At 47.3% G+C, this 24,076-nt stretch carries 19 protein-coding genes; 4 read left to right on the top strand and 15 right to left on the bottom strand.

Going from position 1 to position 24,076, the window contains the following annotated elements; genetic code table 11:
- Positions 1-108 precede the first annotated feature (108 nt).
- Together pheT and C8N47_RS02430 are read left to right on the top strand one after the other, a co-directional pair.
- Complete coding sequence (pheT, locus tag C8N47_RS02425) at positions 109-2,562, top strand: phenylalanine--tRNA ligase subunit beta (RefSeq protein ID WP_107820924.1); 2,454 nt, start codon at positions 109-111, stop codon at positions 2,560-2,562.
- Positions 2,563-2,780: 218 nt separating this feature from the next.
- Positions 2,781-3,707 carry a DMT family transporter gene (locus C8N47_RS02430; protein ID WP_107820925.1) on the top strand — a complete coding sequence of 309 codons (927 nt, stop codon included), beginning with the start codon at positions 2,781-2,783 and terminating at the stop codon, positions 3,705-3,707.
- A gap of 1,284 nt (positions 3,708-4,991) precedes the next feature.
- Here C8N47_RS02430 and C8N47_RS02435 read toward each other — a convergent pair.
- Positions 4,992-6,953: an alpha-L-arabinofuranosidase C-terminal domain-containing protein gene (locus tag C8N47_RS02435; protein ID WP_107820926.1), complete on the bottom strand. Its 1,962-nt coding sequence runs from the start codon at positions 6,951-6,953 to the stop codon at positions 4,992-4,994.
- A 362-nt stretch (positions 6,954-7,315) separates the two neighbouring features.
- Here C8N47_RS02435 and C8N47_RS02440 point away from each other — a divergent pair, with 362 nt between their 5' ends.
- Entirely contained in the window at positions 7,316-7,612 is a 297-nt protein-coding gene (locus C8N47_RS02440; RefSeq protein ID WP_107820927.1) for a YtxH domain-containing protein, read from the top strand.
- A gap of 580 nt (positions 7,613-8,192) precedes the next feature.
- Here the strand turns inward: C8N47_RS02440 and C8N47_RS02445 are convergent.
- The 10 genes from C8N47_RS02445 to tamL form a co-directional block, all read right to left on the bottom strand.
- Complete coding sequence (locus tag C8N47_RS02445; protein WP_107821101.1) at positions 8,193-8,744, bottom strand: 2-oxoacid:ferredoxin oxidoreductase subunit gamma family protein; 552 nt, start codon at positions 8,742-8,744, stop codon at positions 8,193-8,195.
- Positions 8,745-8,749: 5 nt separating this feature from the next.
- Positions 8,750-9,556 carry a thiamine pyrophosphate-dependent enzyme gene (locus C8N47_RS02450; RefSeq protein WP_107820928.1) on the bottom strand — a complete coding sequence of 269 codons (807 nt, stop codon included), beginning with the start codon at positions 9,554-9,556 and terminating at the stop codon, positions 8,750-8,752.
- A 3-nt stretch (positions 9,557-9,559) separates the two neighbouring features.
- On the bottom strand, positions 9,560-10,654 hold the full coding sequence (locus C8N47_RS02455) for a 3-methyl-2-oxobutanoate dehydrogenase subunit VorB (RefSeq protein WP_245915658.1): 1,095 nt from the start codon (positions 10,652-10,654) through the stop codon (positions 9,560-9,562).
- A gap of 17 nt (positions 10,655-10,671) precedes the next feature.
- The gene (locus C8N47_RS02460; protein ID WP_107820930.1) at positions 10,672-10,908 is read right to left on the bottom strand and encodes a 4Fe-4S dicluster domain-containing protein; all 237 of its coding nucleotides are present in this window, start codon (positions 10,906-10,908) and stop codon (positions 10,672-10,674) included.
- Positions 10,909-11,103: 195 nt separating this feature from the next.
- On the bottom strand, positions 11,104-11,664 hold the full coding sequence (locus C8N47_RS02465) for a Crp/Fnr family transcriptional regulator (RefSeq protein WP_107820931.1): 561 nt from the start codon (positions 11,662-11,664) through the stop codon (positions 11,104-11,106).
- Between the two features lie 16 nt (positions 11,665-11,680).
- The gene (locus C8N47_RS02470; protein ID WP_107820932.1) at positions 11,681-12,994 is read right to left on the bottom strand and encodes an aminotransferase class I/II-fold pyridoxal phosphate-dependent enzyme; all 1,314 of its coding nucleotides are present in this window, start codon (positions 12,992-12,994) and stop codon (positions 11,681-11,683) included.
- A 143-nt stretch (positions 12,995-13,137) separates the two neighbouring features.
- Complete coding sequence (locus C8N47_RS02475) at positions 13,138-13,668, bottom strand: flavodoxin domain-containing protein (RefSeq protein ID WP_107820933.1); 531 nt, start codon at positions 13,666-13,668, stop codon at positions 13,138-13,140.
- 11 nt (positions 13,669-13,679) lie between these two features.
- The gene (locus C8N47_RS02480) at positions 13,680-14,519 is read right to left on the bottom strand and encodes a prephenate dehydratase (protein ID WP_107820934.1); all 840 of its coding nucleotides are present in this window, start codon (positions 14,517-14,519) and stop codon (positions 13,680-13,682) included.
- Between the two features lie 168 nt (positions 14,520-14,687).
- Positions 14,688-15,956: a hypothetical protein gene (locus C8N47_RS02485; RefSeq protein WP_107820935.1), complete on the bottom strand. Its 1,269-nt coding sequence runs from the start codon at positions 15,954-15,956 to the stop codon at positions 14,688-14,690.
- Positions 15,957-16,148: 192 nt separating this feature from the next.
- Positions 16,149-18,497, bottom strand: coding sequence for a translocation and assembly module lipoprotein TamL (gene tamL, locus C8N47_RS02490; protein ID WP_107820936.1), 2,349 nt, complete (start codon positions 18,495-18,497; stop codon positions 16,149-16,151).
- 290 nt (positions 18,498-18,787) lie between these two features.
- Between tamL and C8N47_RS02500 the strand changes: the two genes are divergently transcribed.
- On the top strand, positions 18,788-19,555 hold the full coding sequence (locus C8N47_RS02500) for a TrmH family RNA methyltransferase (RefSeq protein ID WP_107820938.1): 768 nt from the start codon (positions 18,788-18,790) through the stop codon (positions 19,553-19,555).
- A 188-nt stretch (positions 19,556-19,743) separates the two neighbouring features.
- Here the strand turns inward: C8N47_RS02500 and C8N47_RS02505 are convergent, their stop codons facing one another.
- From C8N47_RS02505 to C8N47_RS02520, 4 genes are all read right to left on the bottom strand, one after another.
- On the bottom strand, positions 19,744-21,300 hold the full coding sequence (locus C8N47_RS02505; RefSeq protein ID WP_107820939.1) for an NAD(P)/FAD-dependent oxidoreductase: 1,557 nt from the start codon (positions 21,298-21,300) through the stop codon (positions 19,744-19,746).
- 59 nt (positions 21,301-21,359) lie between these two features.
- Complete coding sequence (gene porT, locus C8N47_RS02510; protein ID WP_146161412.1) at positions 21,360-22,139, bottom strand: type IX secretion/gliding motility protein PorT/SprT; 780 nt, start codon at positions 22,137-22,139, stop codon at positions 21,360-21,362.
- A gap of 75 nt (positions 22,140-22,214) precedes the next feature.
- Positions 22,215-22,937, bottom strand: coding sequence for a bifunctional demethylmenaquinone methyltransferase/2-methoxy-6-polyprenyl-1,4-benzoquinol methylase UbiE (ubiE, locus tag C8N47_RS02515; protein WP_107820941.1), 723 nt, complete (start codon positions 22,935-22,937; stop codon positions 22,215-22,217).
- The gene (locus C8N47_RS02520; RefSeq protein ID WP_107820942.1) at positions 22,938-23,975 is read right to left on the bottom strand and encodes an AIR synthase-related protein; all 1,038 of its coding nucleotides are present in this window, start codon (positions 23,973-23,975) and stop codon (positions 22,938-22,940) included.
- Positions 23,976-24,076 lie beyond the last annotated feature (101 nt).

Raw genomic sequence — 24,076 nt, forward strand, 5'->3', positions numbered from 1 at the left:
TCTTTGCCCCGCCCTAAAAATTGTTTACTTTTGTCGGACTTTAAATGGAGCGTTCAACTCCGTTCTATCGAAAAATAAACTGATGAATTTCAGCATAAAAACAGAACTATGAATATTTCATACAAGTGGCTAAAAGATTATATCGATACTGACCTTCGCCCCGAGCAACTGGAAGATATTTTAACCCAGACCGGATTGGAAGTAGGCGGCATTGAAGAAGTAGAAAGCATTAAAGGCGGCTTGCGCGGGCTCGTTATCGGGCATGTTGTTACTTGCGAAAAACACCCGAACTCCGATCACCTGAGTAAAACAACAGTTGACGTAGGCACGGGCGAACTTTTACCAATCGTTTGCGGAGCCCCCAACGTTGCTGCCGGACAAAAAGTTGTGGTTGCGACTGTTGGTACAAGCTTGTATGATGGAGATCAGGAGTTCAAGATTAAAAAATCGAAAATCCGCGGTGAAGTTTCGGAAGGAATGATTTGCGCGGAAGACGAAATTGGCCTGGGCGCCAGCCACGACGGCATTATGGTACTGCCCCGGGAAGCTGTTATCGGTACGCCGGCCAGCGAATATTTCAATGTAGAGTCGGACTACAGCATTGAGGTTGACCTGACTCCCAACCGGGTTGACGGCGCATCACACATTGGTGTGGCACGCGACCTGGCTGCTTTCCTGAGCAAAACAACACCTGTAAGCTATAAAAAACCGTCGGTTGACGCGTTTAAAGTTGATGATACTTCATTGGAAATTCCCATTGAAGTAATCAACCCGGAGGCCTGTCCGCGATACTGCGGAGTGACCATCAGCGGAGTGGAAATTAAACCATCGCCGGAGTGGTTGCAAAACCGACTGAAAGCAATCGGCCTTTCACCCATCAACAATGTAGTTGATATTACCAACTATGTGCTATTTGAGTGCGGCCAGCCGTTGCACGCTTTCGATGCCGACGAAATCAACGGGGGGAAAGTGGTGGTTCAAACCCTTCCGGCGGGAACCAAGTTCACCACCCTGGACGAAATTGAGCGTGAGCTCCACCAGGACGACCTGATGATTTGCAACACCCAAGAACCGATGTGCATCGCCGGGGTGTTCGGAGGAATTAAGTCGGGCGTAAAAGAATCGACTAGAAATATTTTCCTCGAGTCGGCTTACTTCGATCCCGTTTATGTGCGTAAAACAGCCCGTCGTTTTGCACTGAGCACAGACGCCTCATTCCGTTTCGAGCGCGGTGTAGACCCCAACAATACCATTTACGCCCTGAAACGCGCTGCCCTGATGATCCAGGAGCTGGCCGGCGGAAAAATATCGAGCAACATTCAGGATGTATATCCCACGCCGATTGATGATTTCAAGCTTGAGGTCAGCTTCGCCAACATCACCCGTATGATTGGCAAAGATTTGGGTGCAGCGATGATCAAAACAATTCTGACGTCGCTGGAGATTAAGATTGAGCGTGAAACCGAAGAAGGCTTATCATTGAGCGTTCCTCCGTACCGGGTAGATGTAAAACGGGAAGCCGACGTGATTGAAGAGATCCTGCGCATTTACGGCTACAACAATGTAGAAATCCCAACCAAAGTGAATGCCTCGCTGCAATATGCCGCCCAGCCCAACCCGGTGAAAATACGCAACATAGCAGCTGATATGCTGGCGGCCTGGGGCTTCAACGAAATCTGGTCCAACTCGCTGACCAAAGCAGCCTATTACGAAAATCGCGAAAGCCTGTCGGACGACAATACGGTGAAACTGTTCAATCCGCTTAGCGCCGACTTAAACGGCATGCGCCAAAGCTTGCTTTTTGGTGGGCTCGAAACCATTGCCTACAACGCCAATCGCAAAAATGCCGATCTGCGCTTGTTCGAGTTTGGAAACTGCTACTTTAAAACAGAATCGGAACAAACGGAATCGCCCCTGAAGAAATACAGCGAGGAAGAACATCTGGCCTTATTTATTTCCGGCCAAAAGGAACGCGAGAGCTGGACTCTGGCTCAAACAGCCAGCAACTTCTTCCAGCTAAAAAGCTACGTGGAAAACTTGCTGGCCAAATTCGGGCTGGGGACACACCGCCTGAAAACCGAGGAGTTTAACAACGACCTTGTTGCCGAAGGCTTGTGCTATGTCGCCTATAATGGCCGTAAGATTGCCGAATTTGGGATTGTTGCCCGTAAGCTTCAAAAAGAATTCGACATCGAAAATCCGGTTTATTATGCCGATATCAACGTTGGCAACCTGATTTTGGAACACAAGAATACCAAAACAAGCTTCAGCGAACTACCCAAATATCCGGAGGTTCGCCGCGACCTGGCTCTGCTGATCGACAAAGCTGTTCGCTTTAGCAAAATCAGCGAGATTGCCTTTAAACAAGAACGCAAACTATTGCGCCAGGTCGACCTGTTTGACGTTTATGAAGGTAAAGGTGTTCCGGAAGGCCAAAAATCATACGCGGTGAGCTTCATCCTGCGCGATGACGAGAAAACGCTGAATGAAAAACAGATTGAAAAGATCATGGCCCGGTTGATTAAAACCTTCGAAAAAGAACTGGGAGCTCAGCTCCGATAAATCATTCAAAAAGCCATCGGAATTTTCGATGGCTTTTTTCCTGCTACTTAAAATAAATGCGAGGAGTTACCGTGCAATACGATTAGCTGTCGTTTCAACAAGCTTTCAATAAGTCGTCTTCCCGGTCACTTGGACTAAACAGGACAAGCACATTCGGGAATCAGCTTATTTTATCGTTCCATCCGCAACTCATTCAACATCTCCATTGTTCTCTACGCATGAACAACAACCAAAAAGGAATTTTATTTGCCTGCACTACGGCCTTATTCTGGGGCTTTCTGGCAATCTTTCTGAAAATAGCGGTTCAAAAAGTTGAACCACAGACTATCGTCTGGTTTCGTTTCACCACGGCTTTCACCGTGCTGCTTATATGGCATCTGATCGAGAAACCATCGGAGCTTAAGATCCTCGCAAAACCTCCGTTTTGGCTACTCATAGCGGCAATAGGCTTGGCTTGGAATTACTTTGGCTTTATGCAGGCGGTAAATTACACAAGCCCCAGCAATGCCCAATTGATTGCCCAACTTGGCCCTGTATTGCTGACCATTGCCGGGCTGCTGTTTTTCAACGAGAAACTTCGCCGCATCCAAATTGTCGGGTTTATTTTGGCGGCAATCGGGTTTGGCATTTTTTACAGTCAGCAGCTTCAACAGATGCTTGATCAAAAAAACACCTACAACATTGGAGTGCTGTTTGCGATTAGCGCTGCTGTTTCGTGGGTTGCTTATGCCGTAATGCAGAAGAAACTCGTTATAAAGTACTCCACGGATACGCTCAACTTATTTCTGTTCGGCTTTCCGGCAGTTGCTTACTTGCCATTTGTCAACTTCAACAACTTTAGCGGCCTGAGTTTAGGCTGGTGGATACTGCTGATCTTTCTGGGGCTGAATACGCTGATTGCTTACGGGTCACTGTCATTAGCTTTAAAATACACGCAAGCCAACAAGGTAAGCATCATACTTCTGCTAAATCCCACCATCACCTTTGTCACCATGGCTATTTTAACCAGTATGGAAGTTAGCTGGATTGAAGGTGAACGTTTTACCGCATTTAGCTTACTGGGGGCGTTTACCATCCTATTGGGGGCCGTGTTCGTAGTCAAACAAAAATCGAAGTGGAAAAAGCCCGAGGCTGAAATAAAGTAATTCAACCCGCACTGGCGGTAAATGGTTGCCACCTGCTGTTCGCCACAATGTTGGAGCAGTATTGCTGCAACCAACAGCAGTGCTCATCGCCCGGATGCCTCCATTGAACAGAAAAGGTGTTTATCGCGAATATTCTCCGATAAACACCTTTTTCTGTGAAAGTCCCTTTTTCGACACTTAAGCGAGCGTTCCGTCAATTCTAATTTGTATAAAATAGGATCTTTTGTCCTACCGGACGGGTTTTCATTTTTGTAGTGACACAAAAACGAAACAAAAAGGTCATGGCTGATTTTTATCTTCAACCTTCATCTGCCGAAAAGCTAAGTTCATCCGGGTGATCTCCGTCTCACGACGGAGCTTCCCGGATTCTCTAAGCTTTCCGTTTGATGGAGGTCTCGATAAAAACAGGCCAACCGACTCCCAACTTATTGGCATTGATCGAAACGCCTTCTTATTCGTTGATGCGTTCTTTGCAATCTACCTGCTGCTTCGGGGTTCCCCCGCTCTGCGCGCAGAGAGGGGACAGAATTGAATCGATCCGTTCGGATTGATTTAATTCAGGGGAGAGTAAAATGGGCGTTTGTGTTTGTTGTAAACATCAATTCGGGTGATGCGATTTTTAAACCGCATCGGGGATGTATTGAATCGCGGTTCAGCTTCAACCTAGGAGCAAAGACTCATCCTGTCGCCAACTTTTGTTGTTAGGCTTGCCCCGGCCCGAGCTGTTTTTCACTCCTACTTTTGCGCAATTCGGATCTTTTGTCCTACCGGACGGTTTTTTACTCTTTCAGCAATGGCTTTAGCCATTCAATACCGATTAGCTTCAAAAGTGTCGCATCGTATCACTTCGTTCCAATGCTCCTTTTTTCAGTCTATCGGCATTATACCGTCCTATTTCAAAGTATAAATTAGCCTGTAAAAGGGTATAATTTGGGTAGCACAAACGATAACACGAAGATTGTCCCGTCCCATACGGGACGGAATTTCTCCCCGTCTTCGTTAAGCTACCCAACTAGCATCCCTCCGGGATTGAAGGAAGCTTTTCGTTTGATTCCTGCCTCTTAAGAAACATCACTCTGTTTCTTTTCTTTATAGCATTTTCGAGTGTGAACACTCGATAAAACCAGGCCAACCGACTCCCGACTTTTTGGCAATGATCGAACGTCATTCTTGCTGGTTAATGCTTTTGGGAATGACACCCCGACAACTTGTGAAAACAACGACAACAAGACAACAGCACAACGAAATCTCCGAAGGCTTTCAGCGTTTCTGAACCAACTTCGCTTATTTCGTCGTCAGTTCAACCAACACAAACGACTGAGCTTTGAGTTCCAGGTTCAGGCTGCTTCCTTTTATGCTGGCAGTACTTTTTTGCGGAACAACAACATCGGGCTTTGGCAAGCTGTTGTATGCCATTAAATCCGGCTGATAAAGCGTTGTCACAGTCACTTCTTTCGATGCCGTTTTCGCACCTTTCAGCGCAATGGACACGGCTCTGCTTTGAGCTGAAGAGTTCACCAGTTTCAGATACACTTTTTTTGCAGCCTGGTCGGCCGATGCGCTGGCATACAAGCTATCCTGACCGGCCAACACGTCGCCACCCGACACAACCGGCACCACATAATCGCCGCGGTGAGTTGAATACATCTGCTGCACGTAATAGTTGGGCGTTTTCACCGACTTCAGATTGTCGAACCAAATCAGGTCGGGACGCCACTGCCAGGCATCAACATGGGCCAGCAAAGGCGCATACGAGGCCATCTGCACCACATCGGCATTGCGCTCCAGACCGGTCATAAAAGCCGCTTCCGACAAAGCTGCCAACCAGTTATTGTTCGAACTGGGATCCTGGTTTTCCACGCGGGTATGACTGGCATATTCTCCGGCAAACACCTTCAATCCGCCACGCTCGTAGTTGTCGTAGCGTTTGGCATTGTTGAAAAACCAGTTCGGGTCTTTGTAGTAATGCTCGTCAACTAAATTGGCGGTACGGCTCTTGAGTTCTTTCCACAGATACTCGAACTGATCGCCATCGGATGAGGGGCCCGAACCGGAGACGAGCTCTATTTCCGGATATTTTTCATGCACCTTTTCAGCAATAATATCGTAACGCTCCAGGTATTGTTCTCCCCATTGCTCGTTACCAATGCCCAGGTATTTCAGGTTGAAAGGCTCCGGATGTCCCATTTCGGCGCGCAGCTTTCCCCAGGTGCTTGTTGCATCGCCATTGGCAAACTCAATTAAATCCAGGGCATCCGAGATGTAGGGTTCCATTTCGTTCAGCGGAGCCAACTCGCCGGTGTTATACTGGCAGGCCATGCCACAATTCAGAATCGGAAGGGCTTCGGCTCCCAGATCTTCAGCCAACTGGAAATACTCATAAAATCCGAGCCCGAAGCTTTGGTAATAATCCGGCGTAAAACGATGTCTGAACTCCGTGTTCCACCGGTTGATCAGGGTTTCGCGGTCTTCGGTGTTACCCACTGTTTTTTTCCACTGGTAGCGTAAATCCAGGTGATGTCCTTCCACGATGCAACCACCTGGAAAGCGCACAAAGCCCGGCTTCAACGCAGCCAGTTTTTCGGCTAAGTCCAAACGCATACCATTGGGTCGATTTTTAAATGTTTTAACAGGAAATAAGGAAATAAATTTGAAATCAACGCTTCCGTTTTCAACAACAGAGATTTTCAAACTCCCTTTCGCGGCAGTTGCCTGTGCCTTCAGGATTAGTTCTTTTTTGCCCCAATCGTTGCTGTCGATCGTGACAACCGATTCGGCAACGGGCTTTTTATCATCACCTAAAAGTTCAACTTTAAGTTCTTGCTCATTCCCTTCAGGAACACGCGCATTCACCGTCAAGCGGTATTCTTCTCCTTCGCTGAAGCCCATTCCCCGAAAGCCTTCATTTTGAAGGAAGTTCTTTTGCGACGATTTCAGGGGCAACAAGCGCACAAAACGGCTGGCTGTTGATGCGCCGGTTTCGTTAATAATCCGAAGTGAATCTTTGCGGTAGCTTTTCCAGCCCATCAAGGGATCGTCGAAAGCAAACGAGCGGTTCTTCACCAGCTCGGCGTACAGCCCACCATCGGCCGCAAAGTTGATGTCTTCGAAGAAAATTCCCCACATCGTAGGCTGAATTTTCGGGCCGGGTTTATTCAATTGAAGTTCAATTTTTGTCTGCGCCTGCACTGCCGACAGCCATAAAACCGCCACCAGCAGCCCACTGACTTTCCAAACTTTAAACATGATTCGATTAGTTTTTTTTAATGTTAGTACGTGAAATAATTGTTCCGATTTCTTTTAAAATCGACTACAATATACGAAATAAGGGTAATATATACTTTTATCGTCTCACCATTGCTTTGCGGCGTCGTAGCCCTGTTTTGTCAATCGACATATTCAACAGTAAATAGTCCGCTTGTTTCGTTAAAACCGCGTCCCGGAGCTTTCAGAGCCTGTCTTTTCACTTCTACTTTTGATCAAAGCGTGTATTTTGTCCTACCGGGCGGGGTTAATCGTCAGAAAATTACGCTAAAGCGTTATCAAAAGGCCTCCGGTTACGTATAAAAGATTTGTAAGTCTAATTTTTCACATTAAATACAACCAATATGCACAAAGCGATCTATCTCTTAACCGGACTTGCAGCAGGAGCTGCAACCGGTGCCGTTAGCGGAATTCTTTACGCCCCGAATAAAGGAAGCCGCACCCGCAAAAAACTGATGCGGAAAACCCAAAAAATGACCCATGAAATTTCAGATTCAGTTCATCACAAACTGGATGAAATTGAAAGCCAGGTAAAAAACCTGAAGCACAAAGTTGAGAAGGAAATTAAGGACACTACGGATCATCTGAAAAGAGCTGTCCGTCATACCAACAATGTTGGAAAAAAAGTGGCCGCTCACTAATTTCATTGTAAGAGACTGACTTATGCAAACACAACCAAACTGAATCCCTTGGACGCAGCAAGCTCCGGGGGATTTCTATTTCAACATCATCATCTCTCCTTCGGCGTTTTATGCCTTTCTACTGGCGCAAACAACGACACACGGCCCCATTTGAACTTCATGCACAATCACATTCCTGCCCATTATTAGTACGCTCACCGGCCGTTCGGAAGACCATCATTAAATGATAACGGGCCCACCAGCCATTGGGGAAGACCGTCATTAAATGATAATGAGCCCACCAGCCATTGGGGAAGACCGTCATTAAATGATAATGAGCCCACCAGCCGCTGGGGAAGCCGTCATTAAATGATAATGAGCCCACCAGCCGTTGGGGAAGCCGTCATTAAATGATAACGAGCTCACCAGCCGTTGGGGAAGCCGTCATTAAATGATAATGAGCCCACCGGCCACTGGGGAAGCCGTCATTAAATGATAACGAGCTCACCAGCCGTTGGGGAAGCCGTCATTAAATGATAACGACAAAGCCTGCCTTGCGAACAAGACAGGCTCATATAAATATCGGTGATCAACGAATAAATCAGATGATATGAACTTCCTCCATCTGCTGCTGTCCGGCTTCAATCGCCTGCAGGTTCATCGGAATGAGTTTATGGTGCCGTTCCGGCAAGGATTTTTCCAGCCCTTTGCGAATGCTTTCCAGAGCCACAATCGGTTTGGCCTTTAAAAAGGCTCCAAGCACCACCATATTGAAGGTTTTCACATTCCCCATATCGGCAGCGATTTTCGTTCCTTCAATCTTATAAATATTGATGTCGGTGCGTGTTGGCGGGTGCACAATGCCATTGGGGTCGTACAGGAGGGTTCCTCCCGGCTTCACCTCAGCCTCAAACTTATCGAGCGATTGCTGATTGAGGATGATCGCCGTATCGAACTCGTGCAGAATAGGCGAACTGATCCGGTTATCGCTCAGGATCACCGTCACATTGGCTGTTCCGCCACGCATCTCGGGTCCGTACGAGGGAAACCAGGTTACCTCCTGCCCTTGCATGACGCCCGAGTAAGCCAGGATTTTGCCCATCGACAACACGCCCTGACCGCCAAAACCAGCTATAATAATTTCTTCTGTCATGTTCATTAATTTTTTAGGTTTTGCTGCATAAAGTCTCCGGCTTCCGCCTTTTGGCCATCCTTAATATCTCCAATCGGATAGAAGGGGAACATATTTTCTTCCATCCATTTGTTGGCCTCAACGGGCGACAAGCGCCAGCCCGAGCTGCACGTGGAGACCACCTCGACAAAGGAAGTTCCTTTTTTGGCCATGGCATTTTCGAAGGATTTTCTCAAAGCTTTGCGGCACTTACGCACCGCTGCGGGAGTATGTACCGATTGCCGGCTTACATAAGCCGCTCCGGGCAGCTGACCAATTAGCTCGGTAATTTTCAGCGGGTAGCCATTTCGTTCCAGGTCGCGCCCACAAGGCGTGGTTGCTGTGACCTGCCCCAGGAGCGTAGTTGGTGCCATCTGTCCGCCGGTCATTCCGTAAATGGCATTATTGATGAACACGACAACAATATTCTCGCCCCGGTTGGCGGCGTGCATAATCTCGGCAGTACCGATAGAGGCCAGGTCGCCATCGCCCTGGTAGGTAAAAACCACTTTGTCCGGATCGACCCGGGCGATTCCTGTTGCCACCGCGGGCGCCCGACCATGAGCAGCCTCCTGCCAGTCGATCTCGATATAGTTATAGGCAAACACGGCGCAGCCCACCGGCGACACCCCAATGGTCTTTTCCTGGATCCCCAGCTCTTCGATTACCTCGGCCAGCAATTTGTGCACAACGCCATGGCTGCATCCCGGGCAATAGTGGGTAATTTTGTCGGACAACAAGCTGGGTTTCGAATACACCAGATTTTCTTCTTTGATAATATCTTTTACATCCATTGCTTAGCCTCCAATCAGTTTTTGTTCCAAAGCCTCAACCACCTCTCCGGGGGTTGGAATAATTCCGCCCAAGCGGCCAAAATAGTGCACCGGATTACGTTCGCCGGCACAGTTAACGGCCAAACGCACATCTTCAATCATCTGTCCGGCGTTCATTTCAACGGTCATAAATCCTTTTACCTGCTTGGCCAGGCGGGCAATAGGCTCGCTTGGAAAGGGAAACAGGGTAATGGGACGTAACAAGCCTACTTTTATGCCCTTAGCACGAGCCAGCTCGACCGATTTTTGACAGATACGGGCTGATGAACCAAAAGCCACCAACACATAGTCGGCATCCTCGCAGCGAATAGCTTCGAAGCTCACTTCGTCCTGCTGCATCTTCCGGTACTTCTCCTGAAAACGCAGGTTATTCTGCTCCATCAGAGCCGAGTCGAGCTCGAGGGAAGTGATTACATTTTTGGCCCTTGATTTTTTCTTTCCGGTTGTCGCCCACGAACCGTATTGCGCATCAACCTGCTCCGTTGTTTGGCGGGCTACAAATTCGCCCAGCTCCACCTTTTCCATCATTTGCCCAATGGCGCCGTCGGCCAGGATCATCGCCGGATTGCGGTATTTAAAAGCCAGCTCGAAAGCAAGTCCAACAAAATCGTGCATCTCCTGTACCGAGGCAGGTGCCAGTACAATCAGCCGGTAGTCGCCATGGCCACCTCCTTTGGTGGACTGAAAATAGTCGGCCTGCGAGGGTTGAATAGTTCCCAACCCGGGCCCACCCCGTTGAACATTAACAATGACGCAGGGAAGCTCGGCCCCGGCGATATACGAAATCCCCTCGGCCATCAGGCTAATACCCGGGCTGGAGGAGGAAGTCATCACTTTTTTCCCCGCACCGGCAGCTCCGTAAACCATGTTGATGGAGGCCACTTCGCTCTCGGCCTGCAACACAACCATGCCGGTTTGGTTCCACGGTTCGCGCGCCATCAGGGTTTCCATCACTTCCGACTGAGGGGTAATCGGGTAACCAAAGTAGGCATCGCAACCACAACGAATGGCGGCTTCGGCAATGACTTCGTTCCCTTTCATTAATCTTAATTCTCCCATCACTCTTCAATTTTAAATTAAACAGTTTTTTCCGATTTCACACGGTACACCGTGATACAGGTATCGGGACAAACCACTGCACAGTTGGAACAACCGATACAGTTTTCGGCATGTTCCATAAATGAATAATGATACCCCCGACTGTTTACCTGTTTATTTTGCGCCAATACCTGGTGAGGACATGCCACCACACAAAGGCCGCAACCTTTGCATGCTTCAATATCGACCACCACAGCGCCTCTAACTTTTGCCATAATCCCCGTTTTTTATTCGATCAATAATCTTTGCGACACTTAAAGTTTTCAATAATTTTTGAGATAAAAAATGACAAAATGTCAACCTGTCGAACAACATGAAAAGTCGTGCATGACGAATCATTTTTGTTCATCTTCAAACAAAATAACCTTAAACAAACGGGACGTACCGCAACAATTGTTGCAAAAGGGAAATCAGATTTTATTGAGAATGCGGGTAAAGATATTCCGATGGATACCCAGATAAGATGCGACGTGTTGACGTTGCACACGGCTAACAATTTCGCTGTGTTCCTTGACAAACATTTTAACACGTTGCGAGGCCGAAAGCGACTGGAGCGAATGTACACGACGCAGCGCCTGCACATAACTTTCTTCGGCCATAATGCGGGCCAGCCGCTGAAGATCGGGGCTTTGTTCCAGCAGATCTTCGTATTCGTTACGATCGATATAGATTAGTTCGGAGTCTTCGTAAGCGCGAATAATTTCATTGGACTCGCGCCCGGTCATAAACGTTTCGTGGCTTGAGATAATCCCGTTATCGGGGCAATAAAAGAAGCGGGATATCCATTCCTGGCCCGACTCGGAGGTATAGGAGGCATACATCAATCCATCTAGCAGCAGCCCCAGCTTTCGGTTAGGCTCGCCGTAATCCAGAAAAATCTCTCCTTTTTTGAGCTTTACCGGTTCGCGGGAGGCGAAGAACTCCCGGAGTTGATCGAATGTTTGCTTATATCCTGCTCCTATACCCGTCATCTGCGTCCTTTGATCATTAGCTCAGGGGATAATCCTGATGAAACTGCTGCAAGCGTTTTTCGAGATCGGCGAACTGCGAACGTGCCACATGCGACACACAAGCCCGAAGTCCTTCTTTTTCACTTCCGGTATTTTTCAGCGTTATGGCACTAACGCCATAATACAACAAATTGTGCAGCAATTCGCCTCCGGTCATTCCGGGATAGCCGATTGTGAAGTAGAAACCGTCGGCTACAGCCTGATCGCCGTCCTTCTCATAAACAATCTGAAAGCCGTTTTTCACAAATAAATCTTTCATGATTTTGGCTTTCTCGCCGTATTCCTTCACTTCGTCAACAAAGTTAAACTGCCCATCGTTGGCTGCTTTAAACATGGCTGCCAAGGCATGTTGTGCCGAATGGCTGGTCCCCGAAGAGAGGGCATATAACACGCGCTGTGTAACCGTATTGCCAAAAGTATTGCTGTGGAAGCGCGATTTCAGGTTTTCGTAGTCGCGGTTATACAAGGCATCGGAAATGGCCATGATCCCAATCCGTTGTCCGGCATAGGAGAATATTTTTGAGCTGGAAATAAACAGCACATAGTTATCGGTATAACGAGCTACAGTTGATTGATAAGGAGGCTCACCGGGCGTGTACAAATCGCGCCGGAAGTCCATGGCAAAGTAAGCCAGATCCTCCATCACAATGATGTCGTACTTGGTAGCCAGCTCACCGATTATCTTTAGTTCTTCTTCGGTAAAGCAGATCCAACTGGGGTTGTTGGGGTTTGAGTACACAATGGAGTTGATATGGCCCTTGCTGAGGATGCTTTCCAGCTTGGCCCGCAATGCTTCGCCCCGGTAGTTGAATACATCGAAGGTTTCGAAGGGGCAGCCCATCACCAACATTTGTTGTTTTTGCACCGGAAATCCCGGGTCGATAAACAACACCGTGGTCTTTTGCGGATCGAGATGACAGGACACCATGAAGGCAGCATAAGTTCCCTGCATGGAGCCTACCGATGGAATACATCCTTGCGGCTTCACATCCACATCCATGAACAGCTTCACAAAGCGCGAGGCTTCTTCCTTCAGCGGCTTAATACCATCAATCATCGGGTATTTTGAAGCCACACCGTCTTTCAGTGCTTCAATTTCTGCTTCAACGCCAACTTTTGCCGGCGGCAATCCGGGGATGCCCATCTCCATGCGGACAAACTTTTCCGGACTTTCTTCTTCAATTGCGTTGACCAATGCTACGACTTCACGAATCGTTGCATTTCCAACTTCATCAATACGTAGGCGTGAAATGCACTGATCAACTAACTCACGACTTATAGGTGTGCTCATTTTACTGTAGATGTAGGAATCGCGTTAAACGCGTATTTTTCAAGATAAGAGAAGTCGACTTCTGTAAAGCCGATCGCATAAAAAAGGATGAAAGTCACAGAGCCCAATGCGAGCTCGGTGACCTTCCCCTGCTATTTTCGGAATTAAAGGCCGAATGCTGATTTAACTTCTGCGGCCCAGGCAACAACGCGCTCATCGGTCATTTCGGGCTCAAAGTCTTCATCAACCGGTAAACCAACAAATTGACCATCGATCACCGCTTCGGACTCTTCAAACTCGTAGGCTGAAGGGTCAACCGGGGCAACGACTTTCGCCTCGGGAGTTGTCTTTTTGATTTCCTTGTACAAACGCCCCATGGCATTTACAAAATGTCCCGGATAGGTTATATGATCGCCCAGGCCATAAATAGCCAGGACTTTTTCGGTGTAGTCCACTTTGGAAACTTCGGGAAAGAACTTGGCCCAATCGGTATTGGAATATTCCGAATCCCAGGTTTCTTTTCCTACGGTAGAAATTCCAAAGATAACCTTATCATATTTTTCCAAATCGGCCGCTGAGGCATCATTTACCGACACCAAATCCACCAAATCGGTACCAATTGCTGTTTTAATTTTTTCAGCTACGCGATGAACCGACCCTTTCTCCGGCCCAAAAAACAATCCTATTTTGCTCATATCAAATATTTTTACTGGTTCGTGATTTCGATTTCTGCTCGAACATATTCGCCTAAAATAGACAAACTCGACACATTTTTCAAGACCCGATGGATCGCTTTCTCATAATTTTGCTCCGATTTGTACTCGACATCCACATGAATGGTGTACTCGTTGGGCTTGCCAATAATTGGAATGGACTGGATGCGAAGCAGGTTAATTTCGTTTTCGGCAAAAATATTGAGAACCCGTGCCAAGGCACCGTAATAATGTCCTACTTCGAAAGCCAACGAAGCTTTGTTGCTTCCGCCGTTTTGTTTGGGGTGTTTACTGAGGACCCAAAAACGAGTATAGTTTTTCTTATTGGTTTCGATACCGCTGTCCAGCACGTTCAACCCATAAATCTCGGCTGTCCGCAGGTTCCCGATTGCTGCGGCATCGGTTAATTGATCGACCGACAGTATTTTTCCGGACATGGCAGTGTCCTGATTTTCGATAATCCGGGCATTGGGGAAATACTTCTCAATATACTCGGCACACTGACGGATGGCTACCGGATGCGAATAGATGGTTTGAACATCGTCTTTTTGCGCTCCGGGCAACATCATCAGGTTCATCTGAATATGCACATACGTTTCGCCAATGACATGCAAATGGTAGTCGCGGATGAGTGAATAGTTCTGGAGGATACTTCCGGCGATGGAGTTTTCAATAGCCATTACGGCAATATCCACCTGATCGGAATCAACCAATTCACAAACACTTTGAAAGGAACGACACTCCACGATTTCAATTTCTTCGTCGCCGAAATATTTGCGTGCAGCATCTTCATGAAAGGAACCCGCAATTCCTTGTATCGCTATTTTCTTCATAATAACAGAGTCAATTCAATGGAAATCCGCTCTCGGGATTTTTTATCCGGCACAAGTTACATAAAAAAGCTGCTCGAAAGGCAGCTTCCCAAACGACCGACGGGGAAAATTAACAAAAAGGCTGGCTTTCGGTTAACTTTCCCCGTCGGTATCAAAAGCGGATTCAGGCTAGAAGGCGTAAACCATCGATAAGCTGACACGCTGATTGGTTGCCCGATGTGTATCACTGTAGGTTCCATCGGCAAAGTCCAGTCCGTCCACGCCATAATCGGCGGTGGTGATCTCACATTCTGCCACAAAGCGCAGTTTATCCACATTCAGCGCAACATGAACCGACGCGCGTGCTGCTTCCTGAATTGCTGGCAACAACCCAGCCGTAATTGCTGCACCATTGTTGTCATAAACGGCATCCGAAGTACCCAAATTTTTCAGATAAGCGGCAAACATACCCACCTGCCATTTTTTACCGTAAACAACATTCAGCAAGCTGGAGCTGGTGTTAAAGTTGGTGTAAGTTTCGGCTCCGGTTGACTCGTTCTTTGTGGCCACGGCATAACCTCCCAGGATACACAGATGTGTCATATTCTGCCCATAGAAGGTTTTGGCGGTAACCGACAACTTTTCGTGCTGGTACTTCACATAGCCCATCACAGCATGGCTGTTTAAATACGCATCGGCTTTATAGGTTCCCAAGCTACCCTCAGTAAGCATGCGGGGTTTAATCCGCTTCCACTCAGCCCCAGCGCCCAAGGTCAATCCGTTGGCTTTGTATTCGGCGGTGAGCGTCAGTTCGGGCAAAACGCCATTTCGCTTGGCCTGATTTGCAGTTGAATAAGAACCGGAATCGAGCGACTTGGAAGCATACTGATTCTCGTAAATGGCCGCTGCTCCCACGGTCAGCTTTCCGAGCTTATAGTCGTAGCGTACTAAGGGCGAACGGTTAAAAGCCTGAAATGGGGCACCTGTATTAAAGGCACCCACAGCCGGGAAAACACCTCCGCCAAAGAAAGGATGCCAGGTTTGTCCAACGGTTAGTTTCGATTGGTCCCAACTAAAGGCAACATAAGCATGGCGAATACGAAACAAAGTCGGTTCGGTTTTAGTAATGCCTCCAAAATCGAATTCCAGCACAGCAGCTGTTTGGGCGCCCAGTAGTTCCGGGCCCTGAATTTTCGCCCCTAAACGCGATGCCAGGGCGGTCAGGTTGGCACTGGTCTGTTCATTTAAATCTTCGCCATTGGCATCTTGCCCGGTATACCAGGGCACCAGGTAAAAATTTTCGTGGGCAACATCGTTCCCCTTATAGGTATCAACATAGTAATCGGTACGGACAAAGCCATATAACTTCAAATTGAAATCATTCAATCCGACTTGTTGCGCCGATGCCGAACACAACAAAAATGAGGCGGACAAAGCCCCTGCAATTCGTTTAAACATGCGATTATTTCAGTTATTTGTTTTGGTTACTCTTTTTTTGAGCCCGCAAAAGTAGCCAGTTCAGCAATACTGAAAAATCGGAAAGCCCTTAATTGATACGATTTTACATTTTTTTCAAGAAAAGCATCTTTTTATTACCATTAACCAGCATCCAGCAACCAGCATCCAGCAACCAGGAACCAGCATCCGGCATCAAAACGGATATCCAATGGCTACGTTGAAATTAAAATGTTCGTTTCGGATGGGGTAATGTCCCCAAATAAATCGTTTGCCGGCCGGTAGCGAGGGGTCGCGCATTTTTAGCCCCAGGTCGAAACGGAAAATAAAATAACTGAAATCGAAACGTAAGCCGGTGCCGGTACCGATCGCAATCTGCTTGTAAAACTGGTCCGGCTTAAACTGCGCTCCTTCGCGGTTATCCTTCGAGTTAATCGCCCAGATATTACCGGCATCCAGGAAGAAGGCCCCCTCAACAAAGCTCAGCAAGCGAAACCGATATTCCACATTCGCTTCCAGTTTAATATCGGCCGACTGGTTTGGATACTCGTCTTCGGAGGCTTTATAGGTACCGGGGCCCAGGGTGCGCACCTGCCAGGCACGAATGCCGTTGGCGCCCCCGCCAAAATATTTCTTTTCGAAGGGCAACACATCAAAGTTTCCGTAAGGCAGAGCGACGCCCAGAAAAGCGCGCGATACCAAACTGTTAAACTTGTCGAAACGATAGCCGTAGCGAAACTCGAAGTCCGTTTTCAGGTATTGTGCAAAACGGGTGTTAAACACTTTATAGTAACTAAGCTGATCACCGGTATCGGCATCTACCGTTTCAAACTTCGAGCGACCGGTTAATTTGACGAGTGCCGACAACAAGTTACCGGCCGACTCAATCGACCATTTGAAATAATGGTAAGTATTGTCCTTTTCAGTGTTCTTCGTATTATCAACCAAGGTATAATTGGTGGCCATGATCAAGTGATCGGTAAAACTGCTTTTGATGTACAAATCCTTTATTGAGCTGATAAAATCTTCGTTGAAGGCCGACAAACGCACATAGTTCCAATCCAGAATATTCAAATAATTGGTACGGAACGACTGACTCTTCCACTGGTATCCCAAACGCAAATTGGTGATGGTGCGGGTATAGTCGGGGCGGCGCTGATAATTATAGCCCGTTGAGAAAACCGTTTGCGGCACCTGGTAACTGAAAATACGGTCGGCGCTGAAAGGAGCCCAGAATTTCGGCAGGGTAACCGAAGCTTCCATGCCATATTCGCGGGTGTTAAAGCTCAGGGCGTTATTCGAGATCATGGCTTCCTGCCGCTCCCAGGCACTCTTAAGGGTTACATTCAAAATCTCGGCTCCGTGAAAAAGGTTCAGATGCTGATAATTCAGGTTGCCCGCCACCCCCAGGTTCCCCGACGAATTGGTGCCTTCCACCTCAACCGAGAAACCTTGCCGCGGCGCAGGCGACAGCTGAATATTGCAATCCAGCACCCCTATTGAATCATTTCCCAGGCCAGCTACCGGCTCAAAATTCAGGTTAACCAGCTTAAACTGTTGTATTTGGTTCAACGAGCGAAAAGTCTTCTCAGCATTGCGAAGCGAATAATAGGTGCTGTCCTTCATTCGGTTCAAATTTTCGAGCAACGTGGGCTTGTAGCGCAACTGATCCTTGTAAATAAAAGTGTAGGGCGGCTCAAATATCGTGTCGTAAGCCAACTGTTCGGAGTCGTCCAAAAACTGAGGCGGCACAAAATCGGTATTAAAGCGAAAGTTGCGGAGCACAAATTTCCGATGATGTTTAAGACTATCGGTTTGCTGTTGAAAATCCGCATCAGCAACCTCAATCTCTAAGTCCACTTGTTTATTACTTAAGGCCGTATCGGCCACAAACTGGATATGGTCGCTTGTAAAATTAAAATAGCCGTGATTTTTCAGGATGGTTGCCAGGCGCCGCCGTTCCTTGTTTAGCTGATCAACATCGAAGATATCTCCGTTTTTCACAACTTGCCCGGCGCTGTCGGCATAAATTAAGGGGGCTATTCGCGGATCGTCAATTCGGTAGGTATAGCGCTTAACCCGGTAGGGTATTCCCGCCTCGACCCGGATTTTAAGATCAACTTTTCGTCGCTTTTCGTGCACAATCACCGTGTCCTCAATCACGGCATCGTAATATCCCTTGTTACGCAGATAAACCTTGAGGTACTCAACAGAACGCTGCGCCTGAAACTCCTGATAAACCACCGGAGCTTCACCTATTCGCTTAAACCAATCATTGCTCTTCTTGCGCGACGAAAGATTATACATGGCCAGGTGAAACTTGAAAAAGCCCAGAATGGACAGGTTTTCCTTCTGACGAACCTGCTTTTTCAACTCCTCTTTATTGATTTGCTTATTGTCGACTTTCACATCAACATCATTCAACAAATAGCTTCCCTCTGGCACAAACTTCGTAGCCGAACAAGCTACCAACAAAGCTGCAAGAACCGCAACCAACATCCGTCTGACCAATAACAGCGTTCTACCCTGCATAAAGCGAATCATGTTTTCTGTTTCTCATTCATAAAGTGTCTGCACAACTCCTTACCGATGCCAAAATTCGTTCCTCAACCGCGGTTAAGCTTTTCATGAAGCATGAAGCCACAAGCGGAATTTGCGGAGTATCATTTGAGGCACCCAACAGCACAATTCTTCAAAGATGTGAAGTTTTTTGCAAACAGTGCTTTCTCCGCGAAATATTTGCCGGATTCAGCTCAATACAAAAATAATTACTCTGAAAGGCTAACAAATCTTTCGGGCTTTATATTTTTACCATTCCATTGCAAAATCCAGCCATGCTAAGTAAAAACAAGTTGAAATACATCCAATCGCTGGCCCGCAAAAAGAACCGGGAGGCGGAAAAAGTTTTTTTGGTTGAAGGCGACAAAATGGTTGCTGAAGCCTTACAATCGGGCTTACAGGTGAAACTACTTTGTGCTACAAGCCGTTTTTCAGCTGGTCACCCCGGGCTTTCGGCATCGGCAATGGAGACCATTGAAGTAACCGATGATGAACTGCGCAAACTTAGCCTGCTGCAATCGCCACAAAATGCGCTGGCCGTTGTAGCCATGCCTGTGGTTCCTTTTTCGCAAAAGGAGCTGGAAAATAAATTGAGCCTGGCGCTGGATTTCATTCAGGATCCCGGCAATATGGGCACCATCATCCGGCTGGCCGACTGGTTTGGCATTGAACACCTACTATGCAGCACAACCACCGTCGACTGCTATAACCCCAAGGTAATACAGGCCAGTATGGGCGCTATCTTCCGGGTTAAAATTCACTACGTAGATTTACCACAAACCCTGGCCGAGCTGCAACAACAAGGCCTGCCAACTTACGGCGCATTTTTGGAAGGTGAAAACATTTACAACAAAGCACTCGCGCCCCAAGGTATTTTGGTGATGGGCAACGAAGGCAACGGCATCAGCAAAGATGTAGAGCGGGTAATTAGCGATAAAATTCATATTCCTTCCTTTGCTACAAACGGCTCCGGCAGCGAATCGCTGAATGTTTCCATGGCAACAGGAATTTGTTTATCGGAGTTTCGGAGAAGAAAGTCGTGAGTTCATTAGACACGAAATAGGGATAACGATCACTCTCGTCAGGCTACCCCCAAAAGCGTGAAGTTTTCGCCCATAAACCAAGGATACGATTCCTCGTTCTTCCAATCGTAAATGGTAAATTGCTAAACCGTAAATCCTTTTCCCTTTTAACTTTTGACTTTTAACTTTTGACTTTTCTCTTTCAATCGCTACCCCTTCAGCGTCTCAACCAGTGCATCCGCACAACGTTCGCCATCAATGGCCGACGAAGCAATCCCTCCGGCATAACCGGCTCCCTCGCCGCAAGGATATAAGTTTTTGATACGGATATGCTCCAATGTCTCCTCGTTACGGGGAATACGAACGGGCGACGATGTGCGCGACTCCACACCAACAACCACTCCCTGATCGGTATTGAAACCACGGGCTTTCCGATCCATCTGCTGAATACCTTCGCGCAGACGCGAGCTGATACGTTTGGGTAATTTATCGTGTAGTGCTGATGACACCAAGCCGGGACGATAGGATGTTTCCGGCAAATCGGCCGACTTACGGCCTGCCACAAAATCAGCAATTCGTTGTGCCGGTGCAAACTGGCTGTGTCCGTTTAACTGAAAACAAAGTTGTTCCACCGACTTTTGAAATTCGAGCCCGGCAAAAACACCGTACTGCTGAAACTCGCGCAAATCTTCAGGACGAACCTCAACCACGAGGCCTGAATTGGCAAAGGGCGAATTGCGCTTAGACGGCGACATACCATTCACCACCAGCTCGCCCGGAGCTGTTGCTGCCGGAACAATAAAACCGCCGGGACACATACAAAAGGAGTAAACACCACGATCGTTCACCTGCTCGACAAACGAATAACTTGCGGCCGGCAAATAGGGTCCTCGATTCGGTTGATGGTACTGAATGGAATCGATTAAAGCCTGCGGATGCTCAATGCGAACGCCGACAGCAAAAGGTTTCGACTCCAGATTTACGCCGCTACGGTAAAGCATTTCGTAGATGTCACGCGCTGAGTGCCCTGTGGCTAAAACCACCGCTGCACAATCCACGCGCTGACCGTCGTTCAGCACAACCCCGCGACATTCGTCGCCTTTTAAAATCAAATCCGCTACCCGGCTGTTAAAATGGATTTCACCACCACTAGCGATAATTTGCTCGCGTATGTGTGCAATAACACCCGGTAGTTTATTGGTGCCGATATGCGGATGGGCGTCGATCAGAATTTGAGGATCGGCACCAAATTGAACGAGGATTTCAAGGATCTTAGTAACACTTCCCCGCTTCTTGGAACGCGTATACAACTTCCCGTCCGAGAAAGTTCCGGCACCTCCTTCGCCAAAGCCATAGTTGGAATCGGGATCAACCAAATGCTCACGGTAAATTTTGGCGATGTCGCGCTTGCGATCGTGAACATTCTTCCCGCGTTCGAAAATAACGGGCTTATAGCCCAACTCGATCAAACGCAGCGCGGCAAACAATCCGGCGGGGCCGCTCCCCACAATGCCAACGGGAGTTTTTCCGGCTACGTTTCCGTAATCATAAATCTTCCGTTCGGGCTGTGGCTGTTCACCCAAATAAACAGCAACCCCCAGGTTGATTTTTATTTGCCGCTGTCGCGCATCAATCGAGCGCCGGCGAACAACAATGGCCGTAATTTCTTCAGGATCCACGCCCATTTTCGATGCAATAATCGGGCGGTAATAAACTTCATCGGACGCCTGTTTCGGCGTAAGTGATAAATTGAAATCTTTCCTCATTCAAAATCAAATAACTAAAGCGCAAAAGTAGGATAAATGCTGAACTTTGCCGCTTAAAACTATTCGAAATGAAAGCTCAGTGTAAAAATATGGGAGTAAATACTTTTGATAGCATCGGAATAGTACTCACGTTGTTCCACCGGTTTGTCGCCCACCAGGTTATTCAGGCCCAGGCTAACCTTAAATTCGGTTGAAAAGCGGAAAAAACGCAGGTAGCTGTCCAGCCCAATACCGGCTTCCAGAAACAAGCTGCCACGTTTGGGCTGCAACAAATCTTCCTCGCCTGTTTTCGAAATATCGATCCGATAAGCAAGCCCTCCAATAATGTAAGGCCGCTGATTATTCAGTCGGCTCGATTTGTATTTTATCAAAACAGGAATATCAATATAGGTTGATTTCACACTCACATAGCGCAAATCATTATTTCCGGCATAAACATCGTAGACCGGCAAATATTCGCCGTTTTTGGTATAAACAAGTCGCCTTTCGCCAAAAGAAAGTCCCGGTAAGATCCGAAGGTCAAAGTACTCTCCCAATCGAAAATTGGAGACAACCCCAACGGTTAATCCCGGGTTTAACGAGGCAATATCCGATCGCACCGTATCGGTCTTCACCACTTCTCCGGCACCGGGCATTCCGGGTTCTGCTTCCGAAAACACCGGATTGCGCCCAATAGGCGACCAGTGTGTTAAACGAAAATCCTGAACATTAATCCCCAGCGTAAACCCAAAATGTACTTTCTTATTATCGAAGTTCGTTAAGTGCAGCACATGCGGCTTTTGCCCGAAGCCAGTCAGGCCAAGCATCATAAATACGATGATGAACAGTTGTTTTTTCAAAGGATAAACGTTTGTATTCTTATTCAAAACAAGAATTTGACAAAAATATTGTTCACATTGCCGTGAAATGAAAATTTATTTCTGCCCCAAATAAATCGTTGCAATACCCAAACTAAGGCGCCATTGCCGGCTTTCGGCGAAACCTGTTTTCTTCAGGATATTCAGGAAGTCCTGATCGTCGGGAAAAGCCATCACCGACTCGGGCAAATAGCTGTAAGCCGACGCATCCCTGGAGATCAAGCCGCCCAGACGGGGCAAAATGTGAAAGAAATAAAATTTGTAAAGCTGCTTAAACGGAAAATATTTGGGCTTCGAAAATTCCAGGACAATAGCTACCCCACCGGGCTTCAGCACCCGATAAAACTCCTGCAAGCCTTTCTCCAGGTTTTCGAAATTACGAACGCCAAAGGCCACGGTAATGGCATCGAACGATGCATCGGCAAAAGGCATATTCTCCGAGTCGCCCTTCCGGAAACTAATCAGGTGATCAAGCTTTAGCCTTTTCACTTTTTCGGCTCCCACCTTAATCATCTGCTCCGACAGGTCGAAACCGACAATTTTCTGCGGTGCTATTTTCGATGTTGCAATGGCAAAATCGCCGGTACCACTGGCTACATCCAGCACACTTTGAGGTTTGTAACCACCTAAAATACGAACGGCTTTTTTACGCCACAATTTATCAATACCCAAACTTAAAAAATGATTCAGGAAATCATATTTGGGAGCAATATTGTCGAACATCTGCTCGACCTGCTGCTTTTTATTTTTATCGGAACCCTGATAAGGAGATACAGTCATTTAAGCTAATGGATTCATTTTATCAATAAAACCGAACGATTCATCATCAATCCGGATTTCGCCACGGGTAATATGTCCCAGTGCGAAGAAGGGTATTTTTGTTGTTTGCATATAATCCACAAAATCATCGGCCTTTTCCTGTGGTACCCCTACAATCAGGCGTCCCATGGCCTCGCCAAACAAAAAGGCGTCGCGTCTGATTTCAGCATCGGTGGTGATGTCGAAGCCTAAACCGGCAGGCATACCTGCACGCATCAGGGAGAAGAACAAGCCTCCTTTTCCGACCGGGCTAGCCGAAGTGATCAGTCCTTTCTCAATCAATGCATCCATTGCTTGGTGCAGCTTCACCTCAACGTCGAGATTGAAAACCGGCAGCGGTGAATCGCCTACCTCGTGATAAAACTCCAGATATTCCGACGAGTTGATGCACTCGTGCGATTTGCCCAACACAAAAATATTGTTGCCTTTACTTTTAAAATGATGGGTCAGCACTTTTTCTTTGTCCTTTACACTCCCCATCATACTGATGATAATAGTTGGCAGCACCGGGCCGTGGTTCGAGAAATAGTCGAAACGAATCTTGCGGTCCGACACCTTAATCCCAAACTTTTCCGCTGCATTTTCCAAGCCTTTTTTGGCGCCCGAAGCAATAAACTGCCCGTTTGGATCGGCAATATTAATATGGTACAGGAAAGCACTAACAGCTTGTGGTTTGGCTCCAAAACAAATCATGCGTCGGGCAGCACGACTAATCAAAATTTCGGTTGCTGTCTGCGGATCACGTTCCAGATGATGATGGAATGCATGGGTTGTCATCGACATCAGATCGCCACTGTCGGTGGTGAAAATACCCGAATCATCAGTCTCGTCGCTTGCCAGATTCTCCAATTGAACACCTTCGTCACTAAAATCATTAAAATAGTTGACCGGCGCCAAATTTGGATTCACCATTAGGTTAAAAACAATATCATGAATATCTTTGGGCTCTTCAATCTGATCGATTGAGAATACCTCTTTATTTTCAGTCACTTCAGCCATAATGGTTTTGTTTTAAAGCGTATATAATGAAAACAAAAATAGTCAAGTAGATGATTTTTCCATAACCTTTGGAAGTTTAATTTACCGCTGACCAATTCAAT

It is taken from the genome of Mangrovibacterium marinum (assembly GCF_003046625.1).
GTDB lineage: Bacteria > Bacteroidota > Bacteroidia > Bacteroidales > Prolixibacteraceae > Mangrovibacterium > Mangrovibacterium marinum.

Coding starts and splice junctions, on each gene's coding strand:
- pheT (WP_107820924.1), top strand. CDS start 109: ATGAATATTTCATACAAGTGGCTAAAAGATTATATCGATACTGACCTT.
- C8N47_RS02430 (WP_107820925.1), top strand. CDS start 2,781: ATGAACAACAACCAAAAAGGAATTTTATTTGCCTGCACTACGGCCTTA.
- C8N47_RS02435 (WP_107820926.1), bottom strand. CDS start 6,953: ATGTTTAAAGTTTGGAAAGTCAGTGGGCTGCTGGTGGCGGTTTTATGG.
- C8N47_RS02440 (WP_107820927.1), top strand. CDS start 7,316: ATGCACAAAGCGATCTATCTCTTAACCGGACTTGCAGCAGGAGCTGCA.
- C8N47_RS02445 (WP_107821101.1), bottom strand. CDS start 8,744: ATGACAGAAGAAATTATTATAGCTGGTTTTGGCGGTCAGGGCGTGTTG.
- C8N47_RS02450 (WP_107820928.1), bottom strand. CDS start 9,556: ATGGATGTAAAAGATATTATCAAAGAAGAAAATCTGGTGTATTCGAAA.
- C8N47_RS02455 (WP_245915658.1), bottom strand. CDS start 10,654: ATGGGAGAATTAAGATTAATGAAAGGGAACGAAGTCATTGCCGAAGCC.
- C8N47_RS02460 (WP_107820930.1), bottom strand. CDS start 10,908: ATGGCAAAAGTTAGAGGCGCTGTGGTGGTCGATATTGAAGCATGCAAA.
- C8N47_RS02465 (WP_107820931.1), bottom strand. CDS start 11,664: ATGACGGGTATAGGAGCAGGATATAAGCAAACATTCGATCAACTCCGG.
- C8N47_RS02470 (WP_107820932.1), bottom strand. CDS start 12,994: ATGAGCACACCTATAAGTCGTGAGTTAGTTGATCAGTGCATTTCACGC.
- C8N47_RS02475 (WP_107820933.1), bottom strand. CDS start 13,668: ATGAGCAAAATAGGATTGTTTTTTGGGCCGGAGAAAGGGTCGGTTCAT.
- C8N47_RS02480 (WP_107820934.1), bottom strand. CDS start 14,519: ATGAAGAAAATAGCGATACAAGGAATTGCGGGTTCCTTTCATGAAGAT.
- C8N47_RS02485 (WP_107820935.1), bottom strand. CDS start 15,956: ATGTTTAAACGAATTGCAGGGGCTTTGTCCGCCTCATTTTTGTTGTGT.
- tamL (WP_107820936.1), bottom strand. CDS start 18,497: ATGATTCGCTTTATGCAGGGTAGAACGCTGTTATTGGTCAGACGGATG.
- C8N47_RS02500 (WP_107820938.1), top strand. CDS start 18,788: ATGCTAAGTAAAAACAAGTTGAAATACATCCAATCGCTGGCCCGCAAA.
- C8N47_RS02505 (WP_107820939.1), bottom strand. CDS start 21,300: ATGAGGAAAGATTTCAATTTATCACTTACGCCGAAACAGGCGTCCGAT.
- ubiE (WP_107820941.1), bottom strand. CDS start 22,937: ATGACTGTATCTCCTTATCAGGGTTCCGATAAAAATAAAAAGCAGCAG.
- C8N47_RS02520 (WP_107820942.1), bottom strand. CDS start 23,975: ATGGCTGAAGTGACTGAAAATAAAGAGGTATTCTCAATCGATCAGATT.